Origin of the sequence: Streptomyces sp. NPDC096193 (assembly GCF_040302905.1) — a bacterium.
Taxonomy (GTDB): Bacteria; Actinomycetota; Actinomycetes; order Streptomycetales; family Streptomycetaceae; genus Streptomyces.
Map to the genome: position 1 here is coordinate 46,516 of NZ_JBEOSJ010000024.1, position 20,387 is coordinate 66,902.

At 67.5% G+C, this 20,387-nt stretch carries 19 protein-coding genes and 3 pseudogenes; 7 read left to right on the forward strand and 15 right to left on the reverse strand.

Annotated elements, in window-relative coordinates:
- Position 1: 1 nt before the first annotated feature.
- Together ABTX78_RS28350 and ABTX78_RS28355 are read right to left on the reverse strand one after the other, a co-directional pair.
- Positions 2-136: a hypothetical protein gene (locus tag ABTX78_RS28350; protein ID WP_352209621.1), complete on the reverse strand. Its 135-nt coding sequence runs from the start codon at positions 134-136 to the stop codon at positions 2-4.
- 30 nt (positions 137-166) lie between these two features.
- Positions 167-909: pseudogene (locus ABTX78_RS28355) on the reverse strand (Tn3 family transposase).
- Between the two features lie 1,168 nt (positions 910-2,077).
- Here ABTX78_RS28355 and ABTX78_RS28365 point away from each other — a divergent pair.
- From ABTX78_RS28365 to ABTX78_RS28375, 3 genes are all read left to right on the forward strand, one after another.
- On the forward strand, positions 2,078-2,530 hold the full coding sequence (locus ABTX78_RS28365) for an RICIN domain-containing protein (protein ID WP_352209622.1): 453 nt from the start codon (positions 2,078-2,080) through the stop codon (positions 2,528-2,530).
- Positions 2,531-2,685: 155 nt separating this feature from the next.
- The gene (locus ABTX78_RS28370; RefSeq protein WP_352209623.1) at positions 2,686-2,817 is read left to right on the forward strand and encodes a hypothetical protein; all 132 of its coding nucleotides are present in this window, start codon (positions 2,686-2,688) and stop codon (positions 2,815-2,817) included.
- A 227-nt stretch (positions 2,818-3,044) separates the two neighbouring features.
- Positions 3,045-3,653, forward strand: coding sequence for a TetR family C-terminal domain-containing protein (locus tag ABTX78_RS28375; RefSeq protein ID WP_352209681.1), 609 nt, complete (start codon positions 3,045-3,047; stop codon positions 3,651-3,653).
- 247 nt (positions 3,654-3,900) lie between these two features.
- On the opposite strand, the gene aztD is transcribed toward ABTX78_RS28375, so the two are convergent.
- From aztD to aztB, 4 genes are all read right to left on the reverse strand, one after another.
- Entirely contained in the window at positions 3,901-5,103 is a 1,203-nt protein-coding gene (gene aztD, locus ABTX78_RS28380) for a zinc metallochaperone AztD (RefSeq protein WP_352209624.1), read from the reverse strand.
- A gap of 88 nt (positions 5,104-5,191) precedes the next feature.
- Positions 5,192-6,148 carry a zinc ABC transporter substrate-binding protein AztC gene (gene aztC, locus ABTX78_RS28385; RefSeq protein ID WP_352209625.1) on the reverse strand — a complete coding sequence of 319 codons (957 nt, stop codon included), beginning with the start codon at positions 6,146-6,148 and terminating at the stop codon, positions 5,192-5,194.
- Positions 6,145-7,353 (reverse strand): hypothetical protein, encoded by a 1,209-nt coding sequence (locus ABTX78_RS28390; protein WP_352209626.1) that lies wholly within the window; start codon positions 7,351-7,353, stop codon positions 6,145-6,147. The genes aztC and ABTX78_RS28390 overlap by 4 nt, the downstream gene beginning before the upstream one ends.
- Before the next feature lie 40 nt (positions 7,354-7,393).
- On the reverse strand, positions 7,394-8,290 hold the full coding sequence (aztB, locus tag ABTX78_RS28395; RefSeq protein ID WP_352209627.1) for a zinc ABC transporter permease AztB: 897 nt from the start codon (positions 8,288-8,290) through the stop codon (positions 7,394-7,396).
- A gap of 14 nt (positions 8,291-8,304) precedes the next feature.
- Between aztB and aztA the strand changes: the two genes are divergently transcribed.
- Together aztA and ABTX78_RS28405 are read left to right on the forward strand one after the other, a co-directional pair.
- Positions 8,305-9,048, forward strand: a complete 744-nt coding sequence (gene aztA, locus ABTX78_RS28400) for a zinc ABC transporter ATP-binding protein AztA (RefSeq protein WP_502993988.1) — start codon at positions 8,305-8,307, stop codon at positions 9,046-9,048.
- 103 nt (positions 9,049-9,151) lie between these two features.
- Positions 9,152-9,586 carry a dihydrofolate reductase family protein gene (locus ABTX78_RS28405; RefSeq protein ID WP_352209629.1) on the forward strand — a complete coding sequence of 145 codons (435 nt, stop codon included), beginning with the start codon at positions 9,152-9,154 and terminating at the stop codon, positions 9,584-9,586.
- A gap of 480 nt (positions 9,587-10,066) precedes the next feature.
- Here ABTX78_RS28405 and ABTX78_RS28410 read toward each other — a convergent pair.
- Positions 10,067-10,258: pseudogene (locus ABTX78_RS28410) on the reverse strand (sigma factor-like helix-turn-helix DNA-binding protein); the annotation flags it as partial.
- A 535-nt stretch (positions 10,259-10,793) separates the two neighbouring features.
- On the opposite strand from ABTX78_RS28410, the gene ABTX78_RS28415 reads away from it, so the two are divergent.
- Positions 10,794-11,672, forward strand: a complete 879-nt coding sequence (locus ABTX78_RS28415) for an RNA polymerase sigma factor SigF (protein WP_352209682.1) — start codon at positions 10,794-10,796, stop codon at positions 11,670-11,672.
- Positions 11,673-11,795: 123 nt separating this feature from the next.
- Here the strand turns inward: ABTX78_RS28415 and ABTX78_RS28420 are convergent, their stop codons facing one another.
- From ABTX78_RS28420 to ABTX78_RS28430, 3 genes are all read right to left on the reverse strand, one after another.
- On the reverse strand, positions 11,796-12,104 hold the full coding sequence (locus ABTX78_RS28420) for an FhaA domain-containing protein (protein WP_352209630.1): 309 nt from the start codon (positions 12,102-12,104) through the stop codon (positions 11,796-11,798).
- Between the two features lie 379 nt (positions 12,105-12,483).
- Complete coding sequence (istB, locus tag ABTX78_RS28425) at positions 12,484-13,290, reverse strand: IS21-like element helper ATPase IstB (RefSeq protein WP_352209631.1); 807 nt, start codon at positions 13,288-13,290, stop codon at positions 12,484-12,486.
- Positions 13,290-13,811 (reverse strand): Mu transposase domain-containing protein, encoded by a 522-nt coding sequence (locus tag ABTX78_RS28430; protein WP_502993989.1) that lies wholly within the window; start codon positions 13,809-13,811, stop codon positions 13,290-13,292. Before ABTX78_RS28430 ends, istB begins: the two co-directional genes overlap by 1 nt.
- Before the next feature lie 303 nt (positions 13,812-14,114).
- Here ABTX78_RS28430 and ABTX78_RS28435 point away from each other — a divergent pair, with 303 nt between their 5' ends.
- Positions 14,115-14,822 carry a GNAT family N-acetyltransferase gene (locus tag ABTX78_RS28435; RefSeq protein WP_352209632.1) on the forward strand — a complete coding sequence of 236 codons (708 nt, stop codon included), beginning with the start codon at positions 14,115-14,117 and terminating at the stop codon, positions 14,820-14,822.
- Between the two features lie 96 nt (positions 14,823-14,918).
- On the opposite strand, the pseudogene ABTX78_RS28440 reads toward ABTX78_RS28435, so the two are convergent.
- From ABTX78_RS28440 to ABTX78_RS28460, 5 genes and pseudogenes are all read right to left on the reverse strand, one after another.
- Positions 14,919-15,196, reverse strand: a pseudogene (locus ABTX78_RS28440) (ATP-binding protein); the annotation flags it as partial.
- 399 nt (positions 15,197-15,595) lie between these two features.
- On the reverse strand, positions 15,596-15,982 hold the full coding sequence (locus ABTX78_RS28445; protein WP_352209633.1) for a hypothetical protein: 387 nt from the start codon (positions 15,980-15,982) through the stop codon (positions 15,596-15,598).
- A 542-nt stretch (positions 15,983-16,524) separates the two neighbouring features.
- On the reverse strand, positions 16,525-16,959 hold the full coding sequence (locus ABTX78_RS28450; RefSeq protein WP_352209634.1) for an ATP-binding protein: 435 nt from the start codon (positions 16,957-16,959) through the stop codon (positions 16,525-16,527).
- A 61-nt stretch (positions 16,960-17,020) separates the two neighbouring features.
- On the reverse strand, positions 17,021-18,049 hold the full coding sequence (locus tag ABTX78_RS28455) for a PAS domain-containing protein (protein ID WP_352209635.1): 1,029 nt from the start codon (positions 18,047-18,049) through the stop codon (positions 17,021-17,023).
- A 457-nt stretch (positions 18,050-18,506) separates the two neighbouring features.
- Entirely contained in the window at positions 18,507-18,842 is a 336-nt protein-coding gene (locus ABTX78_RS28460; RefSeq protein ID WP_352209636.1) for a helix-turn-helix domain-containing protein, read from the reverse strand.
- Between the last annotated feature and the right edge of the window lie 1,545 nt (positions 18,843-20,387).

Genomic DNA, 20,387 nt, shown 5'->3' on the forward strand with positions numbered 1-20,387 from the left:
CCTACTCCTGGTCACCGCCATCGTCGTCCTCGTCCAGCTCCGGCGCGTCCGGGTCGTGCATCGGACGCAGGGCTCCGGCGGCCGGGACGCTTGCGGTGAAGCTGTAGCGTCCGATCAGGTTCAGATCGCGGTGCATGAGCGGGGAGAGCCGGGCGGTGTCCTCACCTCACCGCTCGTGGCCCTCGGAATGGAGCTGTGCAACGGCGGCGTCGATGTACTTCGTGGTCCAGAGCACGATGGCGTTGAGGACCAGGCCGAGCGCCCCGAGCTGGTCCTCCATCCCGTCCCGGTACGCCTGGTGGATGGTGCCGCGCTTGCCGTGACACACATCCGGGCCAGCTTGTGCCGCGACTCCTGCACGGTAAGCTGGCGGTTCATCTGCTGGCGGTAGATGTCGTCGACCGGGTCGCCTCGCAGCAGGTGCTCGGTCTTGGCGATCCGCCCATACTCCGCGAACGCCGCCCCCAACGGGGTCGGGTGTCCCTCGAACATGCGCAGCAGGTCGTAGGCGCGGACCTGGTTGGTGACCAGGGAACCGGCGACCTTCAGCATGTCCGGCCAGCGCGTGATCGCCTTGTTCAGATTCACGCGGTTGCGGGCCAGGCTCTCCATCGCGCCGTACGTGCCCGTCTCGACGCCGGGCATGGTGGCCCGCCAGAACCGCTGATCGCCCAGATCGCGAAGCCGCGGGCTGAAGTTGTAGCCGAGGATCTTGAACAGTCCGAACACCATGTCGGAATACGAGGCGTTATCGGTCGCCACCATCTCCGGCTTGACCCCGCCGTCCAGGTTCAGCAGCGCGTCCAGGATGTGCAGGGAGTCGCGTGGGGTGCCCGGGACGACCATCTGCCCGATGCCCGCGACCTGGTCTTTGACGGCGTTGAGCCAGTTGATGCCCAGCTCTGCCATTTACCGACCGTTTGAGAATGAGGTTCGGAGTCGTCTCAAGCAGATGCTGTTGCAGGCGAGGTATAGGTCGGCGCGCAACTCCCAGCGGATCCGAAGTCGCTTGGACTGGCGGAGCCAGGCGACGGTCCCTCGACGACCCAGCGAGCCTTGCCCAGAGCGATCTTCGGTGTGATGCCGCGGGCCCGCAGGAGGCGCCGATGCTTGTTAGTCGTAGCCGCGTCGGCGAACAGCTTCGGGGCCGGTGGCAAGGTTACCCACGTAACCCGTGGACCGGTGCCGCGGGGGATGCTGCCGTAGAGGTAGGCACTGTGCAGCCGCACACTGTCGAACGTCTCAGCGATCCGCGTCCGGGCTGCCTCCACGACAGGTGTGGAGACTGGCGGCACCCGGTCCAGTGCGCCTTCGCGTGCAATCGTTCCGTCGTCCGCCAGCCCTCGTTGGCTCATACCGCAACGCGAAGTATCTGCGCATCGACGCGAACGGAGAAAGCGCCGTCGGTACGCAGGACAACCGGTTACTCCAAGTCCCCCGAGATCGCACTACCCGTGAAAGACCCCCTCGCCGACGTGACGGCCCAGGTAGCAGTCGGCCGGACGAGCTGGAAAAGGAAGGAAACCAAGGCCCTCCCGGATGATCCGCCTCTCACCGACCGGCCCTGCCCACGACGCCGAGACCAGAGAACGCCTGCCCTCCGACCACTGACCACAACACCCAGGCCAACACGACCGGTGGCCCGCACAGACCTCAGGAGTGCGGACCACCAGACGTTCCCTCAGGGGCGTGTCCGGCCCGGACCTCGCTCACCTGGCGACCACAGAAGACCGTTCGCCGGCGCGGACGGTCATGCCGGTCCATCGCCGTCGCCACAGGCATCGCTCCGGCAGCGGCCCAGGGCGAGAATCCGCGCGCATTGGTCGGTTAGCGCACCGAGGTTCGCGGAAAGATCGACGGGCGGGTGCCGGGGCTGGCTACGGTCCGATCGTGCCGGGACGGGCTTCCGGTGAGGTTCGGCGGGCTCCTCGGCCCTGCTGACTGTGTTGGCAGGATCCAGCCAAGCTTGGCTGCGGCCTTCTGAAGCTCTGGTATCCGCTGCTTAACTCTTCCGCGTGGCACCTTGTTCCGCCGGAACAAACCGAGGGGGACTAGGTTGAGGAAGAAAGTTGCCGCCGTGGGTACGGCCGTTGTACTGGGGTGGGGACTGCATACCCCGCCAGCAAACGCCGCGCCGGCCTACTACCATCTGCAGAACAAGGCCACGCACAATTGCCTGGACTATCGGGCCGACTACGGGCCCCTGCCCTACGCGACGGGGTGCAACGAGGGTGGGTACCAGACCTGGCTGATGAACGACACCATCGGCCAGCTCTCCGCAATGCGGCAAAACGCGGGTAGCAGGCTGTGTTTGGTCGCCCGCGGCGGTCAGGCAACGATGAAGCCATGCTCGTCCAGCGACCCGGCAGCCTTGTGGAATGCGTACTACACCAGCACAGGCTTCCAGCTGATCAACGACGTGACAAAGACTTGCCTCGGCGAGCAGCCGGAGGACAGCAACGGCATCCGCCACGTCAATCTCACCAGGTGCACCGGCGGTCCTTCCCAGAAGTGGACGCTCTACCGGTGACCCGGTAGGCGACGGTGCGACCCTCGCCGCAGCTGAGTCGGCCTCGGGGAACATCGGTACAGCGGCTATCGGCGTGAACAAGCATGGTTGGTTAGCACAGTGATCCACTTCGCCGCTGGGATTCGGTAAATGCCTCCGGGCCCGCCGTTCCTGCTGTGTGCCTCGGGCTCCTCGCCCGCTACCAGCCGCTCGACGGCGGCCAAGGCATCCCGGCGGTCCCGGCCCAGCGCAAGGCCCGCCGCGAATACCAGAACCGGGTCAGCATCCTCGCGCCGACCGGACCATGATCCCTCTCAGCGCCAGCGGTCGCGATACGGAGACCGATGGCCCGGCCGCCGTCTTCGGACGGTGACCGGGACCGCTCCTGCCAGGAGGCCCCGCTGCCAGGCCGGCCCCCCGGGGCCTCCCGGCAGGAGCTGAAGCATTCGGCGGGCGCCCCAAGGCCCAGCTGCCGGCAGAGCAGCGGGCGGTCACGCGACTTTTCCGGGCCGTCGTCGCCGAGGTCCAGCAGGAACTGGGCGAGCAAGTCGCGACAGCGGCCGAGCAGTACGAGGACCTCTGGGAGCAACTCCGGGCCGGCTGCCAAGCCTTCCTGGCAGCGGGCACCGACCCGGCGGTTCGTAAAATCCTGCTCCTCGACGCGCCGACCGTGCTCAGCTGGGGCGAGTGGCGGGCCCTGGACGAGGACTCCTCCGGCCGGCACCTCATAGATGTCCTGGTGGCGCTCGCCGCAGCCGGGATCATCGCCGACCAGCCGGTGGAGCCCCTGCCCCAACTGCTATCGGGCGCGATGAACGAGGCCGCACACTGGATCGCACGAGGCGGGGACCCACACGCCGCCGAGCAGGCACTCGAACGACGGCTGACAGGACTGCGCACCCTGAGGTATGCGGAGGCGCCTTGCCATCAGGCAGGAGCGAAGGGAACTCAAACCGGCGCCGTCGCCGAGACGGTCCAGGGCGTCCCGTGCCTGCTGGACAGAGACTCGCCGTGCACTCGTAGCGCGCCGCGCCGCAGAGCAGTCGGATTGCGCATGACCCACGTCTTTCCGCGCATCGTCGGCCCATCGACCCACGAAGACGAAGGAAGAAGAGCTGCGGCGACCCGCTGCACAAGCAGTTGACGCCCGGGCTGTTCAACCGTGCGGGGAGACAGATGGGAAGAAATCTCCTGGGCGCGGCCGCCAGCAGCCGTAAGGATCTCGTTCACTGTCTACCCGGTCTGCCGGGCGGGAAAGGGCCACCGACGTCGCCAGAGGGGTGCACGCCGACGCTCCTTGTGGCCCTCGTGAGCTCCTGAGGCGGGCAGCACGGAGCGCCCGCGGCCCAGGGCCGGCGGGCGCTTCGTGGGGAGTGATGGGGCGAGACCGGTTAGTGACCGTCTACCGTCCCGGACAGTTCGTTGGTGCCCCTGGGCAGCGTCACGGACGTCAGCTTCTCACCTGAGTCCAGGTCGAAGGCGTGCAGTTGGCGCTTGCCCGGTTCAGAAATGTACGCCGTGTGGTCGCGGACGAACAGGGTGGGCCTGGGCTGCTGCCAGTCCAGGGGCTCGGTCCAGTCGCCGACTGCTGCGATCTTCTTCTCCACCTTGCCGGTCTCTGGGGCGATGACGTGGAGGACACCGTTGGTGCCGAGCACGAGGGCTTCGCCGTGCGGGCCACGGGCGAGCGAGCGGAAGGAGTAGCTGGTGCCGAGGTCGACCAGCTTCATCTTCGCCGTGCGGGTGTCGATCAACGATATGCGGGTCGGCCGTTCCAGTTCCGCCTCGGGGTCGGTCTTGTAGTCGCCCAGGAGGATCGGGGAGACGTCGCTGCCTGCCTGGTTGCCGGTGCGGGCGTAGTCGTCGGGGGCGTCGACCTTGGTGAACTTGCCGTCCTTGTAGAGCAGGACGCCGTCCTCACAGCCGAGACCGACCACCTCGCCCTTGGCGGCCGCCTCGCCGTGGACACCTGGGCAGTTCTCGGCGCGTGCGATCTCCTTGTTGTTCTTGTCCAGGACGAGGGCGCCGGTGCGCTTCTCTTCGGTACCCAGGGTGCTGACGAGTTCGCCGTTGGTCAGTTCGATGGCGACGCCGTGGTGGGGCTCGGCGGAGGTGTAGCTTCGGACCTGCGGCTGTTTCCCGCCGGCCAGGCCCGCGGGATCGAAGACGTTCACCTCGCCCGTACCGTCGGTGAACAGGGCCGTCCTGCCGCCGTGCCGCACGACGTGGCCGGGCTTCGAGCCCTTGAACTCGGCGTCCGTGAAGGTCTGCCGGGCCGCGTCGAACATGCGGAAACCGCTGTCGGTGGAGATGACGAGGTGGTCCTCGTCGCCTGCTGGGTTGACCCGGTTGAAACCGGCCAGCTCGACGGTCTTCGCGAGCTTCAGGGTCTTGCCGTCGAGGACGTACAGTCCCCCGTCGTAGGAGGCGACGAGCGGGTTCTTGACCGCGGTGGCCTTGCTGCTCTTCGTCTGCTTGGTCTGCTCGGCGTCGGACGAGGCGTCGTCGCTGCCGCCGCAGGCGGTCAGCGCCATGGACGTCGTCAGGGCGAGGGCCGTGCCCGTGAGCATTCTGGCGCGTATCGACCTGTTCATTGTGTGTATGTCCTCTCCGGCCCTGAGGGCACGGGATTGGGTGGTGCAGCGGCCGGCGGTACGCCGGCCCCCGGGGATGGGAAGGGGGTCAGTCAGCGAGGCTCTCGGCTATGGCCGAGGTGTTGGCGCGCATCATTTCCAGGTAGGTGCCGGCGCCCTTGCTCTTCTGGGTCAGCGACTCGGAGTAGAGCGAGACGACGTCCACGTCACCGCCCATTTCCTGGCGCAGGACCTCGGCCAGCCGGGTGGTCTGGGAGGAGTCGGCGAAGACGGTGCGCACCTTGGCCTTCTCCATGGCCTGGGTGAGGGAGCGCAGGTCGGATGAGCTGGGTGAGGCGAGTGTCGTGCCGCTCGGGATGACCGCGCCGATCACCCGGAAGCCGAAGCGTTCGGCCAGGTATCCGAAGACGTGATGGTTGGTCACCAGGGCACGGCGGCCCTCGGGGATGGTCGCGAAGGACTTCTCCATCCAGGTGGTGAGGTCGGCGAGTTGTCCGTCGTAGTGTGCTGCGTTGTCCCGGACGGCCTTCTCGCGCACGCCGTCGACGTGCTCGACCACCTGATCCGCGATCAGTCCGGCCGCCTTGCGCACGCGGTCGGGGTCGGTCCAGAAGTGCGGGTCCGGCTCGCCGGCCTCGTCGTCGGGACCGCCCTCCTCGCCGACATGGAAGGCCAGGGGATCGGCCGCCTCGCCGGCCGCGAAGGTGGCCACTCCCGATGCGCGAGCCGCCTCCACGTGCCGCAGGACGTTCTCCTCCAGGCCCAGGCCGTTGTAGACGACCAGGTCCGCATTCTCCAGTTCGGCGGCCTGGACGGCCGACAGGCCGAAGGAGTGCGGGTCGGCGTTGGGCTTCATCAGGACGCTGACGTCCGCCTCGTCGCCGACGATCTCCCGGGTGATGTCACCGAGAATGTTGGTCGTCACCACGACCCGGGGCTGCTCGTCGCCGCCCCCGCAGCCGGTCGCCGTACCGGCGACGACGCAGAAGGTGACCAGGCTCAGCAGCAGGGCGCGCACCCGCGCGGCTCGCGCACGCGCGCTCATCGGCCTGTCTCCACCATCAGGGACGGCCGCATGTCGAGGTCGAAGGTACGCGCGACACGGAGGTTGTCGTTGTAGTCGATCTCGTACACGCGCTTGCCCGCGGGATCGTTGAGGTAGGCACGGCTCCGGTCGACTTCGATCACCGGTGTCGCGGCTCCGTCGGTGGCGGCCTTGGGCAGGTCCTGCAGCAGACGTGCGGTGACCGTGGTCTCCTTGCCGGTGGATATGTCATAGCCGTGCAGGGCTCTGTCGGTCTCCAGGACGACGAGCGGGGAGCCTTCACCGGCAGTGTTGGCGGCGACGACGGGGCCGGTCTCCACCCGCTTCCAGGCACGCTCGGTGACGTCCAGCACCCAGACGGCGTCCTGCCCCGCGGGTGCTGTGAGCATGGTGCTGTCCGGCCGGTGCCGGAAATCGGTGGCCCGCTCCGTCTTCGGCACGTCCTCGCCATACGGGATCTTCTCGGCGGTGAAGGTACCGCCGTCCTCGTGGACGAGCAGGGCGCCGTCGGCGCAGCCGAGGACGATTCCCCGCCGGGTGACCGCATCGCCCTTCGGGTCCTCGCATTCGGACTCCGGAGTGGCGACGCGTTTGCCGGACCGGTCGAGCACGACGACCTTCGCGGGAGCGTCGCCGTCGCGCGTGAGGGCGACCAGGTGTTCCGCGTACGGCACGACGGGGCCGGCGTAGGTGCCCGGGAGCTGGTCGGGGGTGCCGGGGGCGCCCTTCTCCAGATCTGCGCGAGGGTATACGCCCGCCTTACCCTCCGTTGCCGTGACGACGGTTACGCCCGCGTCGCTGCGGATGCTTGTGCCGGTGCCGCCCGGGAGTTCGCCCAACTCCTGGATCTTCGCGCGGTAGTAGTGCACATGGTCTTTGTGGTCGACCATCCATGCGCCGCTGTCGAGGACGTGGGTACCGTCGGCGCCGTGGAAGTAGCCGAAACGGCCGTCCGTGGTGAGTTCGGTGACACCAGCTCTGCGCGTGGTGTCGTGGATCTTGCCCGTGATGAGGTCCAGCACTCGGGTGTCGCCGGTGCCGGCGTCGCCGAGAAGGAGCCGGGACTGCTGCTCGGCGGCCTCGGTGGCGCCGTCGACGTAACCGTGGGGGGTGGTGGGGGAAGTAGGGCTCTCGGGGCTGGACTTGGCGTCATCCTGGCCCGCGCATCCCGCGGTCAGCAGGACCATGGACAGGAGTGCCGGCATCAGGGGTGTGACGTTTCTTCGGACGAACAAGGAGATCGCCTCAGGTTTCGTTCGGTCGGGTCGTGGGGGCGTTCGCGGTGAATGTGGCGGTCCGGGCGGGGAGGTCGGCGCGGCGTCCACGATGTCGGTGCTGGAAGCCGGATGCCAGGTGGGACAGGAAGAAGAGGCTGACCGCGAGGGCCGAGACGGTCGCGCCTGCCGCGGTGCTCAGGTGCCAGGAGAGCAGCAGGCCGCCGAAGGTGGCGGCCGCACCGAGGACCGCGGCGAGGACCATGACGCCGCGGACGCTGCGCGCCCAGGGCAGGGCTGCCGCAGGTGGGGCGATGAGCAAGCCGAGGACGAGCAGCGTGCCCACGATGTGGAAGGAGGCGACGATGGCCAGGGCGAGCAGACCGAGCAGCACGGCGTGCGCCAGTCGGGGACGCAGGCCGAGCGTCCGGGCCTTGCGCTCGTCGAACGCGAGGACCAGGAAGGCACGGTGACCGAGCACTGAGACGACCAGTGCCAGCAGCAGCGCCACCCCTAGGAGGACCAGGTCGCTCTCGCGTACGGCGAGGACGTCGCCGAAGAGGAACCCGGTGAGGTCCACGGCGAACGACTGCGAGCGCGACACGATGATGACGCCGAGGGACAGCATGCCGACGAAGAGCAGGCCGATACCGGTGTCCTGGGACAGCCTCGGAGTGCGGCCCAGGGCGGTGACACCGGCCGTCATGACGGCCGCACTCACCACAGCCCCCACCAGCAGGTTGCCGCCGAGCAGCGCGGCGACCGCGACGCCCGGCAAGAGGCCGTGGGACATGGCGTCACCGAGGAACGCCATCCCCCTCAGCACCACCCATGTCCCCGCCAGGGCACATATCGCCGACACCAGAATCCCGGCCCACAGGGCCCGCTGCACAAAGGCCACCTCGAAAGGCGCCGTCAACCACTCCATACGAGGACCCTACAATGACAACCATGTTCAAAAAACACCCACCGGCGCCACCCAGCGACGAGCCAAGGAACGTGCGCATCCGGTTCAGCGACCTGGACGCGGGTTACCCCGGCCGTCCGGTACTCCGTCAACTCAGTGCTCGTATACCGGCCTTGGCGATGACGGCGCTCGTCGGACCGAATGGCAGCGGGAAGTCCACGCTGCTGGGCGTACTCGCCGGCGTGATCGATGCCACAGGCGGGCATCTCCAGTACGCGGAAGGCCGCCCACCGGCCTTCGTCCCGCAGCGCGGCGCCGTCGGCGACACACTCCCCCTCACGGCGCGGCAGACCGTGCAGATGGGTCGCTGGGACGAGCGGGGGCTGTGGCGACGGCTGACCCGGCAGGACCGGACCGTGGTCGACTCCGCCATGGAACGACTGGGCGTCGCCGGCCTCGGCGCCCGCCAGCTCGGCGAATTGTCCGGTGGGCAACGTCAGCGCGTCCTGATCGCCCAGGGCCTCGCCCAGCAGTCCGACCTTCTGCTCCTGGACGAGCCGACCACCGGGCTCGACCCCGAAGCCCGCGAGCGGATCACGGCCCTGCTGACGGATCTGGTCGCCGACGGCACGACCGTCGTCCAGGCGACGCACGACCTGGAGGCCGCCCGCTCGGCCGACGCCTGCCTGCTCCTCAGCGACGGACGGCTGGTCGGGCAGGGCACGCCCGAGCAGGTACTCACCCCGACGGCCCTGTCCCGGATCTGGCAGCCGGCGTGAAGCAGCCGGAGCAGCCGGTGCGCTTGCCCCACCACCGTGTGTGCCGTGGGAACGTCGGCGGGATTCATGTGCTGCCGCTGGCGGTCGTAGGAGGCTCGTATCAATGCGGTGGATTCACCCCGCAGAAGCGGGTGTTCCGCGCAATTGGCGCTGGTTGACCAGGCGAACCAAGGCCGCGTGCGGCCGCGACATCCGCATCGCCGGCGGCGCCGAGACGATCCAGGAGTACCTGGACAGCGGCCTGATCGATAAGTTCTCAATTCCCCTCGCACCCATGCTGCTCGGCACCGGCATCCGCCTGTCCGACCGCTTGGCCGGGCCCGCCTCGCCCTCAACCAGACCCGCACGGACGCATCATCGGCAAGCGATAGCGAGTGCCACGCCAACTGGCGTTGACTGGCCTGTCGTTGCCCAGGCCGGGAGATGCCCCGTTGCGCCGGGAGACGGGGATCGCCAGCTCGAGTTGCTTCGTGGCGTGCGGGTCGAGGTCGACCAGTCCCCCGTCCTGCCGGCCATCAGGCGACCCGGAGGCGAATGAGCCAAGCTCAGACGGCGCCAAGCGGCGGATCTCCTTCAAACGGAATCGGCTCGGCCGGCAAGGCGGGGCAGCCAGAGTGTGGCCCGGGGTGGGTGTCGTGGCCTCGGCGGAGCTGCAGCGTCTGCCCAGTCCGGTCTTCCTTCGTGAGTTCGACAGGGACGTTGTGGTAGACGCAGTCGGCCAGCAAACGGAAAAGCACACGCTTCGCCCGGCAAGCCCACACCTCATGCCACGACGGGCAGGCGGGCTTGGCATATTGCAAAGCCAGTGGCCCGGTTGCCACCCGCAGGGTAGCCACGTTGCAAGGCCAGAGCCCCATCATCGTGCTCAGCCGTTCGCATCAGACAGCCGACGGCTCAGGGGGCCTCGCTCAGGAGCGCCCTATAAACCGCACGGTGGAGTCCACCACCGGCCAGCGGTCATCGCGCCCGCTGTCACACGCCCCCAGCCGTGGGCCAAGAGGCCTTCGCGGAGGCCGAGTCAGGGTGTGTGGCCGAGGAGCCGGGATGCGCGCATCTGGGAGATGCCCAGTTCCTCGCCCATCCGTGCCTGGGTGAGCTCCTGACCGAATCGCATCTCAATGATCTTCCCCTAGCGGTCATCCAGCTGCTCGGGGAGAGGGGCCAGCGCGTGCATGCCCTCGAACAAATCCATCGCCGGGGCGTCGTCGCCCATGCTCGGCGTAGGTACAGCCGCCATCGGCGGTGTCCTCGGCCCCCGGGCTGAAGTGTCGATCAAGTTCGCGATGCAGCCGGCCGAGGCGAAAACCCTCAACGGTCCGCCGACTGCTCGTCATCGACGGACACAACCTGGTCGGCATGCCGCCGAGGCGGTCATCGGCCCTCTCACCGCGCCCGCGACGGTCGGCCCACGCGCGGCCTCACGCCCCGCCGGTCGCTGGTGCGGACCGAGTGGCCAGGAGACAGAAGTCCGGCTTTCTCCACACAGAAAATCTGCCATGGCGGAAGTAGACATTCGGTCTACCTCTTGGTTAACGTCTCCCCGGCAACAGCATTTGAGGAAGGCAGTGGAGTGGCGTGCCCGGAAGGTCCTCAGGATCCTGGGTCGGCTCGCTGTCCGCCGGCCTAAGCGGCCTACCAGGGGACGCAGGAAGTACGCACGACAGATCTTGTGGATGACGCCGCTCGTCCGGGCAGGCGGTGCATGCCACACCGGGGAAAGGGAGGGAACCGTTATGTCGCAGCTCATGCATCGGAGCCTGCCAAACTCGGCAGAGTCGACGGCCGGGGCCCCGCAGTGGGTGGGCGACCTGCCGTGGGTCGAGGATGCCGGCAAGATCGCGCCGAGGGATGCGAAGAGCCTGTCCAAGGTCTTCTTCGACCGGCTGCAGACCCTCGAAGAGGGCACACCCGAATACCAGTACGCGCGCAACACCCTCATCGAGATGAACCTCTCGCTCGTTCAGTTCGCCGCACGCCGATTCCGTAACCGCGGCAACGGCGAGATGGAGGACATCACGCAGGTCGGCACCATCGGCCTGATCAAGGCCATCGACCGCTTCGAACTGTCCCGGGAGGTCGAGTTCACCACCTTCGCGGTGCCGTACATCGTCGGCGAGATCAAGCGCTACTTCCGCGACACCAGCTGGGCCGTCCATGTGCCCCGCCGGCTCCAGGAACTCCGCACCGAACTCACCAAGGCCCGCGACGAACTGGCCGGCATGCTCGACCGCGACCCGACGGTCAAGGAACTCGCCGAGCTGCTCGACCTCAGCGAGGACGAGATCATCGAGGGCCTGGTCGCCGCCAACGGCTACACCGCCGGCTCCCTCGACACCCCGAACACCGACAACGACGACGCCCCCACCGGCACCGGCGGCCGCGCCATCGCCGACATCCTCGGCGACATCGACCCCGCGATGGAACTGACGGAGAACCTGCACGCTCTCGCGCCGCTGCTCGGACAGCTGGACGACCGCGAGCGCCGCATCCTGCAGATGCGCTTCGGCCAGGAGATGACGCAGGCCGACATCGGCAACGAGCTCGGCATCTCGCAGATGCACGTCTCCCGACTCCTCAACCGCATCCTGGCCAAGCTCCGGGCGGGCATGCTCACCGACCACTGAGCCCGACCCAGAGGGCAGTCCTGTTCCTCAGAGCCCTCTGCGGCGAAACGCTGCCGGGAGGGAGGTGCGGCGCCGAACGTTGCCGCCGACGCTCGGTAGCGGTCGTCGCCGATCGTCTGCTGTTCACGTCCAAGTGGCCAGCTGGGGAGCCTGGGGTTCGGCGGGCGCGATGCGGCTATGAATACGGAACCGAGGCGTCGCGCCTGCTGCAGGGCGCAGGTCTACGACCACGGGCCCTGCGAACGTATAGCCCTGCTCTGCGGCATGCCGGCACACCTGGTTCACAAGATGCAGCTCGAGTGGACTTGCGCTGGCCGCGAGCTGGCGGTGGATCTCGGGTAGCAGTTCGACGATGTAGGCGTTGGGTGCCAGGACGCGCTGGCGCCCAAGGATCAATGCATTGTCGTCGCACCGTCGGTGCAGTATCGCCACGACCTCCAACTACCGCCCTCTCGTCGGAAACAGTAGCCGCCACGCGGTCGTCGTCCACTGCTCCAGGGCACGTTCAGTGGCTCCGAAGAATCCCATCACCTGCACATGCCCGCCTCCACACCCGACAAGCTCACCCTTACGAGTGTCGTTGCCGTCCACCGGCCGATACGGGCCACGCATGACTGGCGGTTTCAAACGAGAAGCTTCCGGCCAGTACTTGCACAGTCGCGCGACACGCGGCCCACGGACACCAGCCCAACTCCCGTCCGGCCTCAGACTGGACCGTGTTAACTCCTAAGCGCTCCCACTTCGGAGTGGCTGGGCCAAGCCCTGGACGGCCGTCACATCTGTCCAGGGCTTCGTCTTGCCTCAAGGCCACTTAGAGGCGCGTAGATGTACGCGAGGAAGAACTGGGCCTTGGCTTCTGCGCCCAAGCCTTGATTCCAGGGACGGGGGGACTGTCAAACGAGTGGTGGACCAGGCGGTCGATCATGGCTGCGGCGACGGTGTCGTCGCCGAGGACCTCCCCCCAGCGTCCGAAGGGCTTGTTGCTCGTGACGATCACGGACGCGCGTTCGTATCTGCCTGAGATGAACTGAAAGAATAGGTTCGCGGCCTCGGGCTCGAACGGGATGTATACCACTTCGTCGACCACGATCAGCGGGATCCGGCCGAGGCGGGTGAGCTCGTCGCTGAGGCGGCCGGCTGCGTGGGCTTCGGCGAGGCGGGTGACCCACTGGGCGGCGGTGGCAAACGCGACCCGGTGACCGGCCTGGCAAGCTCTGATCCCCAGCCCGGTGGCCAGGTGAGTCTTGCCGGTTCCGGGCGGCCCCAGAAAGATCACGTTCTCCTTTCCCACGACGAAGTCGAGCGTCCCGAGGTGAGAGATGACCTCGCGTTTGACCGACCGCTGGTGGTCGAAGTCGAAGTCCTCGAGCGACTTGCGGGAAGGGAAACGAGCCGCGCGGATGCGCCCTTCAGCGCCGTGGGAGTCACGGGCGGCGACCTGCCGCTGCAGGCAGGTGGCCAGATACTCCTCGTGGCCCCACTCTTCCGAACGGGCTCGATCAGCGAGCCGGGCGGCCGCATCTCGCAGAGCCGGAGCCTTCAACGCCTTGGTGAGATAGATGAGTTCGGATGTGACATCGCGGTTGCTGCCCGCCTGCTTCGTGTTGTTCGAGCTCATCACGCTGCCCCTTCACCGGTTGTCAATCCGCCGTCGATGACGCCGAAGAGGCGGTCATAGGAGTCGAGCGACCGCTCCTCAACCTCGGTGAGGTCCGCAGGGGCCTGCTTCGTGGCGGCCTTCCTGCGGCCGGCCGCGGCAGCGGCGGCATGGTCGGGATCGGTGATCGTCTGGTGCCTGGCCCAGCTGCGGGCATGGCGGGCGACCTCGACTCCGTCGCAGGTCACCAGGACCTGGTCGAGGTCGGCGGCGACCTCGATGCGGCGGCCGATGGCGAGTGGGTGGACGGAGTAATCGCAGGTGTCCAGGCGGACATAGTGGTCCCGCGGCAGCCGCAGCGACGCCTTCCACCAGCCCAGCGGAGCGACGGGCGGCAGCGACAGCATCCTCGACCGGTCGGCTTCGAGCCGGTCGCACGGCCGGGCCTGCAAAGTGCGATGAATGCGCCGGTTGGCCTTGGTGAGCCAGTCGGCCAGCTGGACGTTGAAGTCCGCGGCCGAGCTGAACACCCGGCCCGGCAAGAACGATGTCTCCAGATAGCCGTTCGCCCGCTCGACCAGGCCTTGAGGGTGCCGCGGCGCCGGATGTCGAGGTTGCGCAGTGGAAGGAGCCGTCGAAGGGGGCGTAGTGGAGGTCCTGGTGCCCTTGTACGGGCCGTCGTCGTCCTCGCCTGCCCACTCGTAGGCGGTACCGATCTGCAGTGGCGGGGCGTGCTTCGGGGCGGCAGGTGCCCCCTCGACGACAATCTTCTTGTCGTCGCCCTTGTCGTCTGGCTTTGTGAATCTCTAGGGACAGCGAATTTGGATGGTGTTGGGAGGCGGTTGGTGATCTCTGGTTGCCTGGATGTCGATGAAAATGACGGCGCTGTCTGTGGTGGCTGGCTGGTGGCCCTGGCAGGCGCGTTTCAGAAGGTCTGGCTTCACGACGGAGTCGTCGGCCCTAGTGGAACTGACGTGACAGGCGATGGCTACTGCGCGAGACTCGCGATCGTGCGAGAACTCGTGGAGGCATCCTCTGGCCTGGTGTTGCGGAGATGGAAGGCCGAGGACATCGGGGCGGTGATGACCGCGTGCGCGGATCCCCTCATGCGGGGTCAGTCCAGCGAACCCGTTGATTCTGACCAGGCGGCAGAGCGGTGGGTAAAGACTCATGATGACCAGTGGGCTGCAGGCTCGGCGTATTCCTTCGCTGTCGTGGACGGTAGTGGTCTCGTTCTCGGCCAGGTATGTGTCGGCCAGGTGAATCGGCGCCATGCCACTGGATGGGTGTCCTACTGGACGACGGCAACAGCGCGGGGCCGAGGCATAGGTTCGCTTGCCTGCTGTGCTGTGGCCCGCTGGGCTTTTGACGATGCGGACCTCTTCCGCCTGGAGCTCGGGCACCGACTGAACAACCCCGCCTCGTGCGGAGTGGCTCGCGCTGCCGGCTTCGTAATAGAAGGACGGCAACGCCAGAAGCTCGAATACGACGGCGTCCGCTTCGATGTGGAGCTTCATGCCCGCCTGGCAACGGATTCGGAGCCCGGCTCGTGAGGCCGGCTCTCGCCTGTGGCACCTGTTCGAGGGGAGCCGAGTGAGAGGTGGTGCGGGACGGCCCGCCGCCCGTGAGGGCGGGCGAGCCGTCATGTCTCAGCTGACCTTGGCGGCGGACTCTTCGGCTCGGGCCCGAGTGCTGGCGAGGCGGTAGGAATCGATGCCGGTTTCGATGATCGTGCCGTTGAAGGTGAGACGGTCGACGATGGCTGCGCAGAGGCGAGGATCGGTGAACGTCTTGGTCCAGCCACCGAAGGACTCGTTGGAGGCGATGGCGACGCTGTTCTTCTCTTCGCGCTCCGTCAGGACTTGGAAGAGGAGTTCGGCGCCGTGGCGGTCCAGTCCAGTTCCATGTAGCCCAGCTCATCAATACAGCGAATCCGGCACGGTGTTCGCGCTCGCGGCCGGCATTGGGTTCGCCGTCGGGGGGATTGCCGTCGCGGTGGGTCTTCCGGCGTACCGCGCCCAGGGCAGACACCCCGAGGGCCTACGCCATCCACACAGCCATCCCGCTGTGGCGGCCCTCACCGACAGCGGCTTCGGCATCCTCAACTAGCGACCTGAGCCGGGACCTTTTCGGTAGATCGCCGCCTGCGGTTCATCTGCGAGATCCGACGGCGCCTGCGAACGAGCCTCTCTCAACCTCGCTGAGGCATCGAGTGTCCGGCCGCAACTGCCCATGGATCTCCGGCTCGGGTCACTGCAGCCCGTCGTCCGGATCCTGCCGGGTGCGCCCACGCTGTCGTCGCGATCGGTCCCGTACGGCACCCCGCTCAGGGCTTCTCGCCGCGCGCGTACGGGCCGAGGAGTTGTCGGAATGCGGCGTCGCCGGGTGCCCTGAACTCCTCGGCGTCCGCGCCGCGTTCGACGAACGGTGTACAGGCGGCGGAGGTGCGGCCGACCATGCGATGGGTGCCTAGCAGGCGGCCGGTGCGGGCCTCCAGGACCCGCACCGCGTACCGGCCCTCGTAATGGGAGATCTCCCGGCCCGCTTCGACGGGCGAATCGTACCGGCACACCTTGAGGAGCTTGCCCAGCCCTTCGTACCAGGCGCAGGCGACGATCTGCACCCGCTCGGGCAGCGGTGTGAACGGGTCGGCGCGGTCGTAAGCGCCGCGGCCCTCGAACTGGTGCAGCAACCCGTTGACATGGACGATCACAGGGCGCGGGCCCGACGCCGATACGCGTGCCGCCCGCAGGACCGGACGGCTCCCCTCCTCCTGGCACAATCCGTCGAACGAGAATAGGTCGAGGCGCGTCTCCGCCGGGCTTTCAGGCACCGGGGCGGTCGGGGTGACCGGCCGCCCGGAGGACCCCGGGGCGACAGAGAAGGCCGGGGTCGCGGAGGATCCGCTGGCATCGCCATCGTCGCCCGAGGTCCGTCCCAGTACCAGGACCGCGACCCCCGCCAAGGCCACCACCCCGACCACGTAGCGCGCCCGTCCAGCCATTCCGCCCGTCCCCTTCCGGCGTCAGCGCCCGCGCTGTCAATGCCGTAGAACTCACCACCGGCCTGTCCGGGACGTGCCGGAAAGACCGTGCCCACCTACACCCGAGGCCTGCAGGCTGCCCGGCGATCCGTCTGCGCACACACCTTCAGGCACCCCACATTCAGTGGCCGTGATGATACTGGCCGAGAGCTCGCTGACCGGCAGGCCGGGTAGGTCGTCCGGCCGACGAGCTGAGCCAGTGGGAGCAGGTCTCAGGTGATGGCGGTCCGCAGGGGCAAGAGGACCCGGATGCGTTTACCTGCAGGCTCGCGCTGGACTTCGAAACCGTCGCACAAGGCCCGCACGATTTCGAGACCGTGCTGCCCTACGCGGCCTGGATCGGCAGCCATGACCACGGGCATCGTCGTACTGGTATCCGAGACCGTGATCGCCAGCTTCCCGCCAGCGAACTCCAGATCCAGCGACGTAGAGCCCGGCGCGAACTTGCATGCGTTGGTGATCAGTTCGCTGACCACCAGCTGCAGCGACCCAACAGCCTCCCGCTGTGTCGCAACGCCGTGTCTGTCATGGAGCTGCGCGACAAAACGGGTGGCAAAGTACCGTGCTGCTGCGATCGACTCCGAGGTCCCGTCGTACGTCGCTCCCCCACGCACAGCGTGCATGGCCCCATAGCCCCTGTCCTTCATGTCGCCTCGGCCCTCGTCGTGATGTACCGGCTCTCTCAGTACGCCTGCCCCGTCGATGCCGCTATGTGCCTTCTCGTCCCAAGCACGGCACAGGAACCATTGGCATCTGTACGGGACGCGAGGGCCAGACCTCCTGCACCGTGTCTCGGACCTGCGCCAGGCCCGCCCGGCGGGTGAGGTCTTCCAGTAGCGGCAGGTCGGCGGGAGTGAAGGCGTCCTGACGCTGTGCGCGGCCCCGGGTCAGGGCGCCGAGTACGTCGCGCAGACCGCGGATGGGGGCAATGACAGCGGAGTGCATGCCCGTCTCGGTGAACAAGCGCTGCTGCTCGACCGCGATGCCCGAATCCGGCGGGCCCTGGTAGGTGGCGGGACCGGCGAGAGAGGAGGCGGCACCGCGCAGGGCCCGCGACAGGGGCATCGGCGACTCTTCCGGGACGGGAGGAATCGGACCTTCCAGGTCATCCCGCTCGACGAGAATGCCGTCCTTGTGCTCCATCACGAGAACACGTCGCACTTCATCACGTTCAGTGAGCACGTCGAACACAGCCCAGTTCGCCAGCCGGGGGACGGTCAGGGCAGCCAGTCGGTGCAGGCCCTCGTCCACGTCCAGGGTGGAGGTCAGCTGCGTGGTCGTCTCCGCCAACAGGGTCAGGCGGTCCAGTTCCGTCAGCGGAGCGGAGTGCTCGGCATCGATGTCGTTCGAGTCATCCTGCTTCGGCTCGTACAGCATCACCAGCGCACCTGTCACGTCCGAACCGGCGTTATAGGAAGTGACCAGCCACGACAACTGGACGAGAGTGGCGTCCTCACGGGCGAACCACTCGGCATCGCCATGCCGGGTGTCCCCCGTGAGAAGCGCCTTCCTCATCCGGCAGCGAGTGCGCGGCACCGAGTGCCCGTATCTGTCCCGGTGCAGCAAATCGTGGAAGTCCTGGCCAACGAGTTCCCAGGCGGCCCAGCCCAGCAAGCTCAGGGCAGCGTTGTTGGCCGCGACGATGAGACCATCGTCATCGACCGCGATGGCGGGCGCCCGCAGCCTTTCCAGCGTTGCGTCGAGCAGAGCGCCAGACCCCGTCTGATGCCCGGACACGGGAAACACCTTCCCTGCCAGGAACGCCGACGTCGTCCATGTCCCTCCTCTGTTCAGACACGAAAGCGTCCGAGTACCCAGTCCCGGACCCAGCATGCAACACGGCACGCCGTCCCGGCACAGCTCGCCGGGGCGGCGGGGCGCGGGACCGTTGATGGTGCCGACAACTACAGACATTCGCCGGGCTGCTCAGCCTCGAACGATCTACCGAACGCGACGAAGACGACCTGATCCGCCAACGCTGCGGGATCGACGCTCCCTGCCCTGTTTGCACATCGGGGCAGGGTGACGCCAACGACCTCACTCGTTGACGAACCTCGGATCGTCTTCAACCAGACCGTAAGGGGCCTCGGGCGGAGATGCGGACCACTCCCGTGCCCGGATGCTGCATCGTTCCGGGCTTCGTGCATGAGGGCTGGCGATAAGACTGCCGGGAAAGCCGCGAGTTCGGGCTGGCTCAGGCGGCTGTTGGATTCGCTGATGTGGCGGTGCGGCGGTGTTCGGCGTTGATGCGTTGGGCTTCTTCGAGTTGGTCTTCGAGGATGATGATGCGGCAGGCGGCCTCGATGGGGGTGCCCTGGTCGACGAGTTCGCGGGCGCGGGCGGCGATGCGCAGTTGGTAGCGGGAGTAGCGGCGGTGGCCGCCCGGGGAGCGGAGCGGGGTGATGAGGCGGGCGTCGCCGATGGCGCGGAGGAAGGACTGGGTGGTGCCGATCATCTCGGCGGCCCGGCCCATGGTGTAGGCGGGGTAGTCGTCGTCATCGAGACGGCCGTACGAGTCGTCTGCTGTCATTGCACCTCTCTGCGAAACGTGGAGGGGCCCTGGTGCCGTATGGCACCAGGGCCCCGAAGGAACTGCTACACCATCTGCCGGCCCTGGTACTGCGCCGGCCTTCTGTGTCCGCACACCCACCCGGGAGAGGGCGGGCAATGCGGGGATCGCGGTTGCTCGACCGGAGACCACCTCACTATCGATGTCCTGCGGTACCCGGACTCAACACTCCGCCCGGGCGATCCTGATGGCGCCTGGCTCCTCCGTTCTTCCCTCTGGAATCACTTACCCTAAAACCGGTACTGCTGGTACTGCGTACTGCTCTGTACTGCTGGTGGTGCGAACTACTGGTGACCTGCCATAGCGCCACTCTTCGGCAGCCAGCCCCGTCGCCCGTCCTGCATCCGCTCTGGCTTGGAACCCCACTGCCGAACCTCCCAGTGCGCGCGCCCGCAGCCAACGCCTTCACCGAGGTACTGCTCACTGACTTCACTGCTGAGTACTGCGAACTGCACCTACAGGTACTGCCACTGCGGTACTACTCACGGCGGCCCCTCATCACTGCGGGCCACCCGGTCCGGCCGTCAGTCCCGTCGCCATCCTGCAACCACTCCGGCTCCGGAACTCCACCGCCGCACCGCCGTGCAACTGCGAACCACCGCCCGGAAGTTCGTGTCTCCCGGGCCCTTCTGATCTCGGCTACGAGAGAAACCATAACTACACCACCACCCAATGTCTACTCCAGCCGACATAGGTTTCCGCGTGTCGGACTTCGAGGTAATCGGGCATGGCCGGTGCCGGCCGTCTGGGGAACCGTCCCATCGACCTACAGTCAGCCCCAGCGGCATCGACCGCCGGGCAGGGCACCCGCGGTTACGACCCAGGCAAAGGCTCGAGGCCTCAGACGCCATCTTCCTGTGAGCTAAACAGCACCGTCGTGGGGCGCGCATCGTCGCCGGATACGGCAACTGGCCTGGCGAGCAACGCTCGGTGCCACGTACGCCACCGGAGGACTGCTGACCTCTAGAGGGTATGAGGGGAATGTGAGTATTCGTCCGCCGGTGGTCCCGATGGCGGCGCAGGCCCTGGTCCGGTTGCCCGCGCCCGGGGCCGTGCCCGGGACATGGTGTTCGAGCCCAAGTACGACGGCTGCCGGCTGCTGGTCTTCGCCCATGGCGGCAAGGTGTTCTTGCAGTCCCGGAACCTGCGGGATTCTCACCGGTGCGTTCCCCGAGATCGCGGCCGCGGCCGCGACCCTCGGGGAGGACGTCGTTCTCGATGGTGAGGTCGTCATCCATACCGGCGGGCGTCTCGACTTCTCGGCGCTGCAGCAGCGGATGAACCGGCGTCCGCGACGGCCGCCCGGCTGGCTGTGGAGCAGCCGGCGCACTTCATCTTCTCTGTCAAGTCCTACATGTTGAAGGACTACGGATCGCCTCGACTCTTTGACCTACGGAAGCAGTCTGGCCACAGCCGTTATGGAACCGTCCTTGGGGCACCGTGAGCACGGAGGCCCGCCTGACGCGTGGGCCGGGACCCGGTGATGGCTTCGGCGGCTGAGTTCTC